We start from the raw sequence: 7,288 nt of genomic DNA on the forward strand, positions 1-7,288 counted from the left end.
GCTAAGGTGTGGTAAGCCACTTGCTGGGTTTAGTGCTTTAATCCCCCTTATCATCAACTCTGTTCACGACGTATGAGCCCACGTATTAAAAAACGATTAGGGTTTAAGGCATCCAGTAGAGACGCAGGTAAAGGCAAAGGTTCATGGCAAATCTGACTGGCTAACACCTCTGCTAACAGGGGGGCGGTCGTTAAACCTCTCGAGCCTAAGCCATTCAATAGATATAAATTAGCAAAATCACTCGCTAGGGGATAATGCTGAGCTGGGAGGGCTTTGTATAGATCCCAAAATTGCTCTTTTTGCTTAGGAATATTTGGCACGGCGCCCACCATTGGCAGGTGATCCGCTGTGCTACAGCGAGTGGCTGCCCTACCTTTACCTTGGCCGACTAACTTATCTACCCAAGGGCAATCTGCCAACGCTTTTTGATGCATAGTGATGTTTTCTGTTTCTTCACTTTTACGATATTCGGTTGAAAAGTCTTGTTTCTTATAGCTTGAGCCCAGAGCGTGCAAGCCTTGATGAGCAGGGGTTAAATAGCCTTTATGACAAATTACCGTGGCTAGCTTACCGAGCTCAACACTGCTATCGATATACTCTACTTGCCCTCGTACCCCGCGCAAAGGCAATGGTGTTAGTTGCTCAATATTCGCAAATTGACTGCCGGTGGCCACAATCACAATATCCGTTTCGATCCTGCTTTGCGTTTCAAACTGCAGTTGCCAATGCATGCCAGTGTGGCTGAGAGAGGTTAGTTTATGACTAGTATGCAGACGGCTTGCGGCGCTGTTGAATAAGGCATTCACTAGCTCTGGCGGATTGATCCATGCTCCTTGTGGAAAATACAAACCGCCAAAAGGCAGGTTAAGCCCTGCAAGCTTTGACGCTTGTGCAGGAGTAAGCGAAGTAATGAGCTCCTTGGGCCATATATCGTGATCAATGAGCTTTTGTTGGCGCTCAAGTACTTTGTCATTAAACGCGGCTTGAAATACGCCGCACCATTGATGAGCAAACTGAATATTATCTTTGACTAAGCCCTTATAAAAGTTACCCGCATACAAATACGCTAAAGCATGAAATTGACTGCTGTGATTAGCGATTGCATTTAATTGTGGATACAACGCGCCTTGATGATTGCCTGATGCCCCTTGTGCTAGGGTGCCATCTTGGCAGTATACATCCGCTATTAGCCCTCGTTTTGCTAAAGCATAGGCACAATTAGCAGCGGCTAATCCGCCACCGATAATAGCGATCCTGGGTTGACTATTTGTTGTTGAGGCGTCATTAGACTGGATAGCAGGGCGAGCAAAATAAGGTTTTGGCCAAGGTACGGGTGTTTTCTGTGGTAGCGTACCACTCAAATTATGTCTTTTTTGGCCATGACCGGCTACTTTTTTAACACTAAATCCCGCGGCTTCTAAGCCTCTTTTTACGCTACCTGCGGCGGTAAACGTGGCATAGTGGCAATCTTTTTTCGCCAAGCGCGCCATTTGGCTAAACAGTGCCTCTGTCCACATTTCAGGATTTTTACTTGGCGCAAAGCCATCTAAGTACCAGCAGTCAACCAAGCCTGTTGGTGTTGCATATATCTGAGGTAATATTTCATGTACATCACCGAACCACAAATCGACAATCACGCTGTCATTTAAGAATTTTAAACGATGACAGCCCGCGACGTTCGGCGGATATTGCTCAATTAATGCATGACTATAAGCTTGTAAACTAGGATAACGTTGTAAGGCCAGTGCTAAATCAGCCTTTGTGAGAGGATATTTTTCGACGGTGCTAAAGTGCAAATTGAACAAAGGTATACTTTGGGTGTCGCGCAGTTGTGCAAACAAGGCGAGGGTCACAAGAAAGTTAAGTCCGGTGCCAAATCCTGTTTCAGCAATGTTAAAGTGCGAATCTTGCCAGTTGAGCCAACGCTGGGGCAGTTGATTATGTTGGATAAAAACATGCTGAGTTTCTTCTATACCAGAGGCATCGGAAAAATAAAGATCGTCAAACTGCTTGGCAAAAGGGGTGCCGTTTTCATTAAAATGGATTTCAGCATTAGTTATTTTCAAAAATAAATTTCCCCTAAGATGCAAGTAAATAATATTCAGATACCTAGCATAGTGAGCTAGTGTTCAATTCGCGGATAGTTTAAGGTAGCGAACGCTAGGTAACAAATTCACCTTACTGGTTTTGGCCTTTTTAGTGCAAATATTCTGTATATTGAATCGTGGTAAAGAGCAGACCAGTTTACACTGTAAAATCATTAAAATGTGCGACAAATTTTTGTTGAAGGGTTTAGCATGAGAAGAGCGGTAATCACTGGCTTAGGTATAGTTTCCAGTATCGGTATCAATAAAGAAGAAGTCACAGCGTCGTTACGAGAAGGACGCTCTGGCATCACCTTTTCTGAAGAATTCGAAAAAGCAGGCATGCGCAGCCATGTTTGGGGTAAAGTCGATATTAATTTAGACGACGTCATCGACCGTAAAATTAAACGTTTTATGGGCGATGCTGCTGGCTATGCTTATGTGGCTATGCAACAAGCGGTAGAAGATTCAGGTTTGACTGAGGACATGGTGTCTAACGTTCGTACTGGCATTATTGCTGGCTCTGGCGGTGCATCTTCACAAAACCAAGTTGAAGCCGTTGATATCCTACGCGAAAAAGGTGTTAAGCGAATTGGGCCATACATGGTGACTCGCTGTATGGGCAGCACTGTGTCTGCATGTTTAGCCACGCCCTTTAAAATAAAAGGGGTTAACTATTCTATTAGTTCGGCGTGTTCAACCAGCGCACATTGTATCGGTAATGCATTAGAGCAAATTCAATTAGGCAAGCAAGATATTATTTTTGCCGGTGGTGGCGAAGAGCTGCATTACACCTTGTCAGCTGAATTTGATGCCATGGGTGCACTCTCTACTAAGTACAACGATAATCCAAGTAAAGCATCTCGTACCTATGATGCAAATCGTGATGGATTTGTAGGGGCAGGCGGTGGTGGTATGGTTGTGGTTGAAGAGCTTGAGCACGCCTTAGCACGTGGCGCGAAAATTTATTGTGAAATCGTAGGTTATGGGGCCACTTCTGATGGTGCTGATATGGTTGCTCCTTCTGGTGAAGGCGCAATGCGTTGTATGCAACAAGCCATGCAGGGTTTAGATAAGCCTATTGATTATATAAATACTCACGGTACCTCTACGCCGGTGGGAGATGTAAAAGAACTCTGGGCGATTCGCGAAGTGTTTGGTGACAAAGTGCCACCACTAAGTGCGACCAAAGCGATGACCGGCCATGCCCTAGGTGCCGCCGGTGTTAACGAGGCGATATACAGTATATTAATGATGGAAAATGGCTTTATTGCACCGTCCATTAATATTGAAACTCTCGATGAGCAAGCTGCTGGTATGGATGTGGTGATGACAACTCGTGAAACAGAGCTTACGACAGTGATGTCAAATAGCTTTGGTTTTGGCGGAACCAACGCTACCTTAGTTATGCAAAAGTACAAACCGTAGCTAGTTAACTACTATCAAGCGTTTATGAAAAAGCCGTTCTTATGAACGGCTTTGTTATGTTAAAGCAAACCGCGAGAAGCTTAGTTTTCTATTACCTTGAACTGAATAGCGCTAGGATAGGTTTCACTGTGAAACAACTTGTGTTGTGCTTTCACAAAATCTTCAGGCTTGGCTTCAAAGATATTTTCAACGTAACTTTGTGGATTCATGTCGATAAAAGGAAACATACTGCTTTGGATTTGAATTTGCAGTTTGTGACCCCGTTTGATGGTATGTAATACGTCTAACAACTGAAATTTGACCAGGGTTGGCTCATTAGCGACAAAGGGTTCTGGCTGACTCATGCTATTTCTAAACCGACCGCGCATGGCATGCCACCGCACCAATTCATGGCGATTGCCCGTTTCTTTATCGATCTCATTGGTATTCACATCCTTACCCGGAAATACATCCACTAACTTAACGATAAAATCCGCGGCGGTTTGGTTGGTCGAAACCCACAGGTCTAAGTCAATGGCGCCCGCAATAGTTTGATCTTCTGTAGCAGGCTCTGTATTAAAGACCAGCACATCTGGACGTCTGGCTGCAAAACGCTGATCTTCTGCCATGTAAGGTCTGTCCCAACCTCGGCTGATTTTAGCTGAGTGTGGTACTGGCTTTTTAGGATCGCTGACATAATCACTAAACCCGCCACGGCTTTCTTGGCTGGTAAGCAGTTTTTCATCGGCACCAAAATACAAGGTGGTCTCTTTTCCTGCTTTGGGTGGCCAACTAGAAAACTCTCTCCAGCGATTTGCCCCAGTCTCGAAAATAGTGGCAGAAGACAGGGCAGTCTTTGTCTCATTTTTCAGGTTCTGCTTGAAAAAAGGCAGCAAGATATGTTCTTGAAACCAAGCGCTGGTATCAAATCCTAGCTGTGCCTCACCCATTTTATCGCCTTCTCCGCGATTCCATTGGCCGTGATACCATGGGCCCATAACCAAATGAACATTATCTTTTTTGTTATTTTTAGACATGGTTTTATAGGTTGATAAGGGGCCGTATAAATCTTCTGTGTCATACCAGCCGCCAACAACTAAAGTCGCTGGCTTAACGTCATTAAAATGCTGTAGTACATTGCGTGCCTGCCAGTACTCATCGTAATTAGGGTGTTGGGTTAATTCATTCCAAAACGGTCGTTCGCCCTTAAAATACTTGGCGTTAACATTGCTAAGTGGCCCTAAGTCGCGATAAAACTGGTAACCGTCTGGTGTGCCTAAATTTCGGCCTTTAATGCCAGTGGCTTGTGGCCCTTCACGGGGGGCATCAAAGGTATCAAAAAAGATAAATGCCATTGGCACTACGAAGGCCCCGTTACGATGAAAATCGTCAAAAAACCAGTCAGCAATCGGTGCCTGCGGTGAGATTGCTTTTAGCGCCTTATGACTATTAATGGCACCAACCGAGGTATAATAGCCGGGATATGAGGTCCCCCACATACCTACGTTGCCGTTGTTGTTCGGCAGGTTTTTTACTAGCCAATCAATGGTGTCATAAGTGTCGGTGGCATCGTCTGCATTGTTGCCGCCTTTTTTGTAAGCGTCCTGAGGGCGCATGTTGATAAATTCACCCTCTGACATGTACTTGCCGCGTACGTCTTGAAAAACAAAGATAAACCCTTCTTTTTCAAAAATTTCACTGGGGCCAAGTTTGGTTTTGTACTTATCAACGCCATAGGGTGCAACCCGGTATGGGGTGCGTTGCATTAACATAGGCCATTTTTTGGTTTTGTCGTATGGCAGATAAACGGATGTGAAGAGCTTCACTCCGTCGCGCATCGGGATTTGATACTCATATTTTGCGTAATGGGAACGAATATATTCCGCTCTTTTGTCTTGTTCTTTGCTGTCCGCCGCTTGTACAAATGCTGAATGCATTAAAATACAAAGTAGGGCAAACAAAGCGGTAAATGACGTGGTTTTCATTACCATTCCTTTTTTATTTGTTCGAAGGTGAAGGTTTACTGCCAATTCAGCCTACTATAAACGCAAGGTATGAACGATAAACATGAGTTGAACACCACATAAAATAGGTTTATTGCGTGAATGCAGGAATGCTGAGTAATGACTAAATTTGGCTTAAGCTTAGCAACTTCGTTTTACTAAATACGGTGATGTGGCCATAGTGAATGTGAAGTATGCCTTGTTTACTAAGCTCTTGAAGAATTTTGTTCACCGTTTGGCGCGAGCTATGCAGCATCAAAGCCAAAGATTCTTGTGAAATTGCTAGCTTGAAGACCTGGCTATCATGCTGCTCGTGTTCGGTATATGAAAATTCCAAGCCGTCAATTAATAGCAGTAAACGACGACACAATTGTCCTTTTAGTGACAGGCTCGCCATTTCGTCAATGAGTTTAAAACTGGTGCGCACTCGTTGGCAAAGTAGACGGATAAAAAACGGATAGAGTGTAGGGTGTGCAGCAAGTAATTGCTCGAATTGCTGATTTGAAATTTTCAGCAGGCTACAGTCATGCTCGGCAATGGCATCATGAGTGCGGGGTAAGCCATCAAACATTGATATTTCGCCAAACCAATTGCCCTCTTGTAGCCACGTTAAAATCAGTTCTTGCCCATTTAGGCTAAGATTACTCGCTCGTAATTTGCCGCTTAGTAAACAATATAGCCCATCGACTTTATCGCCTTTGCGATGCAAGTATTGCCCAAGGTGGAGATACTTCATGGTTGCTGAACCGACAATAGCATGCTGTAAGTGCAGGGGTACCTGGCTAAACCAACGACTTTTTTGCAGGCTGGGTTGAAGTAAATCGAAATCTATTGGCATGTGTTTTAGCAAATGTCTAATTGGCGACAGTTCAAAAAGAGGCTTTAGCTTATGTTGTTGACAACAAATTAACAATCAGGCGAGTAAATAAAATGCAGTCAGTTAAACAACAGGTTTCAAGTGAAGAGTGGCAACTGAGAGTGGATTTAGCTGCGTGTTATCGCATAGTCGCGATGCACGGGTGGGATGATTTGGTGTTTACTCATATTTCCGCCCGGGTGCCTGGACCTGAGCACCATTTTTTGATTAATCCTTATGGCTTAATGTTTGAAGAAGTAAGCGCCTCCAGTTTGGTTAAAGTGGATTTACAGGGTAATAAAGTTATGCCCTCTGATTATGACATCAACCCAGCGGGCTTTGTTATTCATAGCGCGGTGCATGAAGCCCGAGATGATGCTCAGTGTGTACTGCATTTACATACCGCGGCAGGTATCGCTATTTCTGCTACCAAAGACGGTTTATTGCCCTTAAGTCAGCAATCCTTATTTGCCTTGTCATCATTGTCTTATCACGACTACGAAGGGGTTGCGCTTAATCCAGAAGAAAAAGTGCGATTGGTGGCTGACTTGGGAGAAACTAATTTTATGATTTTGCGTAATCACGGCTTGTTAACCTGTGCCACTAACATTCCAGACGCCTTTTTGTTTATGTATCTACTTGAGCGCTCTTGTGAAATTCAACTCAAAGCGCAATCAACAGGGTGTGATTTACTGCCTATCCCAAATGCTATTTTAAAGGGTATTCGTGCTCAAGCTGAGCAAGTGACCCGCTCTGCCGGCGGAGGCTTGGCATGGCCAGGGCTTTTGCGTAAATTAGATCGTATCAATCCTGGTTATGATAAGTAAATTTTGACCGCTATCAGCCTCAAACTTTTTAAATAACTGGCTCAGTAAAGCTACTTATGTGACCACAAAATAGCGTATTGGCAATCATCTGATCTTAGCAGAGCACAAGGG

General features: G+C 44.1%; 5 protein-coding genes. 2 read left to right on the forward strand and 3 right to left on the reverse strand.

What is annotated here, in order from left to right; all coding sequences use genetic code 11:
* Positions 1–53 precede the first annotated feature (53 nt).
* Positions 54–2,066, reverse strand: a complete 2,013-nt coding sequence (mnmC, locus tag NWQ57_RS04935; protein ID WP_306021021.1) for a bifunctional tRNA (5-methylaminomethyl-2-thiouridine)(34)-methyltransferase MnmD/FAD-dependent 5-carboxymethylaminomethyl-2-thiouridine(34) oxidoreductase MnmC — start codon at positions 2,064–2,066, stop codon at positions 54–56.
* A 231-nt stretch (positions 2,067–2,297) separates the two neighbouring features.
* Here mnmC and fabB point away from each other — a divergent pair, with 231 nt between their 5' ends.
* The gene (fabB, locus tag NWQ57_RS04940) at positions 2,298–3,512 is read left to right on the forward strand and encodes a beta-ketoacyl-ACP synthase I (RefSeq protein ID WP_306021023.1); all 1,215 of its coding nucleotides are present in this window, start codon (positions 2,298–2,300) and stop codon (positions 3,510–3,512) included.
* Positions 3,513–3,592: 80 nt separating this feature from the next.
* Here fabB and NWQ57_RS04945 read toward each other — a convergent pair whose 3' ends face one another.
* Both NWQ57_RS04945 and NWQ57_RS04950 read right to left on the reverse strand, forming a co-directional pair.
* Positions 3,593–5,476, reverse strand: a complete 1,884-nt coding sequence (locus tag NWQ57_RS04945; protein WP_306021024.1) for a CocE/NonD family hydrolase — start codon at positions 5,474–5,476, stop codon at positions 3,593–3,595.
* Positions 5,477–5,618: 142 nt separating this feature from the next.
* Positions 5,619–6,332: a Crp/Fnr family transcriptional regulator gene (locus tag NWQ57_RS04950; RefSeq protein WP_306021025.1), complete on the reverse strand. Its 714-nt coding sequence runs from the start codon at positions 6,330–6,332 to the stop codon at positions 5,619–5,621.
* Between the two features lie 92 nt (positions 6,333–6,424).
* Between NWQ57_RS04950 and NWQ57_RS04955 the strand changes: the two genes are divergently transcribed.
* A complete protein-coding gene (locus NWQ57_RS04955) occupies positions 6,425–7,177 on the forward strand; it encodes a class II aldolase/adducin family protein (RefSeq protein WP_306021026.1) in 753 nt (250 codons plus the stop codon).
* The last annotated feature ends 111 nt before the right edge of the window (positions 7,178–7,288 follow it).

Source organism: Paraglaciecola sp., assembly GCF_030730205.1.
Taxonomy (GTDB): Bacteria; Pseudomonadota; Gammaproteobacteria; order Enterobacterales; family Alteromonadaceae; genus Paraglaciecola.

Bases quoted from the DNA above. Each gene is read 5' to 3' on its own strand.
- fabB (WP_306021023.1), top strand. From the start codon at position 2,298: ATGAGAAGAGCGGTAATCACTGGCTTAGGTATAGTTTCCAGTATCGGT.
- NWQ57_RS04945 (WP_306021024.1), bottom strand. From the start codon at position 5,476: ATGAAAACCACGTCATTTACCGCTTTGTTTGCCCTACTTTGTATTTTA.
- NWQ57_RS04950 (WP_306021025.1), bottom strand. From the start codon at position 6,332: ATGCCAATAGATTTCGATTTACTTCAACCCAGCCTGCAAAAAAGTCGT.
- NWQ57_RS04955 (WP_306021026.1), top strand. From the start codon at position 6,425: ATGCAGTCAGTTAAACAACAGGTTTCAAGTGAAGAGTGGCAACTGAGA.